Below are 1,895 nucleotides of genomic sequence, written 5' to 3'. Positions count from 1 at the left end.
GCAATGCCATCACCATCTTGCTCGCCTTCACCGACATAACGGCCCGCCGCGTGATCGAGTGCGAGAAAGAAGAGCTTCTGGGCCGAACCGAAGATCTGCTTCGCCAGAAGGATGTGCTTCTTCGCGAAATGGAGCACAGGGTTGCCAACAGCCTGCAGATCATCGCCAGCATATTGCTGATAAAGGCTCGCTCGGTCACTTCAGAGGAAACACGCCAGCATCTGAAGGACGCGCATCAGCGGGTCATGTCGGTTGCCGAGGTTCAGCGGCATCTTCACGCCTCGACCGGGCTAGACGAGATTGAAGTGGGTTCCTACTTGACGAAGCTTTGCAGCAGCTTGGCCGCTTCGATGATTGGAGAAGACCACGCCATTGCCGTGAACGTAGTCACCGAAGGCGGCAGGATCGATTCTCAGAAGGCTGTAAGCTTGGGGCTGATCGTCACCGAACTCGTTCTTAATGCTATCAAATACGCCTTTCCTAAGAAGAGGACGGACGCACTTATTCAGGTGACCTACGAGACCAATGGCGGCGATTGGAAGCTGACTGTCTCGGACAATGGCGTGGGAAAACCTGTAAGCAATGCGCCAAATGTAGGCTTGGGAACGGCAATTGTGGAAGCGCTTGTGAAGCAGCTTGAGGCTCGAGCGGATGTCATTACCGGGACATCTGGAACAGTCGTGTCGATCACAAGGGCGACGTTCACGTCTAGGCTTCCCGAAGCGGCGTAAACCCGCTGATGTTCAAACGCCGCAAGCCGACAAATTTGAGTCGAGCAGGGCAGGGGTTTAGGTCAGCTTCCCACCAAATGTAGACGCCCTGCGCCGGCAATATGATCGCCCCGCTGCCGGAAGGTAGCGGGGCTTTTTGTCGTTTCAGCCGCACCATGGCCGCTTGACCTTCGGCCGCCAGATAATCGAGTGGCCTTCGCCGGCCGCCACGGCTGCGGCATTCCATTCCACTCTGTTGTAACCATGTGACAGTACTTTTTAGCAAGTGCTGATATTTATGGTCAGTAAGGCGGGGGCCTGAAATCAGGATGGAATGAACTGATGAGAGTTTACCCCTTTGTATTCCTGGCAGGATTGGCCAGCACGAGCGCCTACGCAGCCGATGCGGTGATTGAAGAACCACCAGTACCGGTGGCTGTGGTCCAAGAAGCCCCAATTTTTAGCTGGACCGGCGGCTACCTCGGTATTCAGGGTGGGGGCCTGTGGTCCAACAGTAGCGTCAATGGACCCGACACTGGTATATTCGACGACAGCTTCAACGGCGGCCTCTTTGGTGCCTATGCCGGCTACAACTGGCAGTTCGGCGCATGGGTGCTCGGTGTCGAAGGCGACATTAACGGAGTCTGGAACGACGARACCGTCACCATCAACACACGGTTCGGTAACCGGGATGTTGATATCGGCAGCAGCTACCTGGCCTCGATACGGGCCCGTGCCGGATATGCGTTCGACCGTACCCTTGTTTTTGCCACCGGTGGCGTAGCCTTTACTCAGTTTTCTGCCGAAGCGGGCGCCTGGGATAACGACGTCCTCGATACCGACAAATCTCTGACCGGCTGGACGATCGGATTGGGCGCGGAATACGCGTTTACCAACAACTGGATTGGCCGCCTRGAATATCGTTACTACGACTTCAGTGACAGCGAGTTCGACAACTTCGGCGACGTTAGCCTCGACACCAACACACTCACRGTCGGTGTCGCCTACAAGTTCTAATGCCACAGGGTTCGCCTTCAATAGCGGGAACTTGATTTGGGCGCACGACGTTTGATCGAGCGGAGCCCAATGGGCGCAGTCCTCAGCTACGCCCGGAGATTACCTTCCCGCGAGGGTGATCTCCGCACTCCGTGAGCGTGTTTTTCCATCCGACACGCTCTAGCATGG

The 1,895-nt window shown here is 56.3% G+C and carries 2 protein-coding genes; both read left to right on the top strand.

Annotated elements, in window-relative coordinates; all coding sequences use genetic code 11:
- Positions 1-731, top strand: a 731-nt coding sequence (locus AC1DWF_RS31690; protein ID WP_476842527.1) for a sensor histidine kinase, incomplete at its 5' end; no start/stop codon positions are given.
- A gap of 321 nt (positions 732-1,052) precedes the next feature.
- Positions 1,053-1,727 (top strand): outer membrane protein, encoded by a 675-nt coding sequence (locus tag AC1DWF_RS31685; RefSeq protein WP_476787135.1) that lies wholly within the window; start codon positions 1,053-1,055, stop codon positions 1,725-1,727.
- The last annotated feature ends 168 nt before the right edge of the window (positions 1,728-1,895 follow it).

The organism is Aminobacter sp. P4_D5, assembly GCF_056401815.1.
Note: the sequence above shows the minus strand (reverse complement) of the source record. Positions and strands in the feature narration are given on the sequence as shown.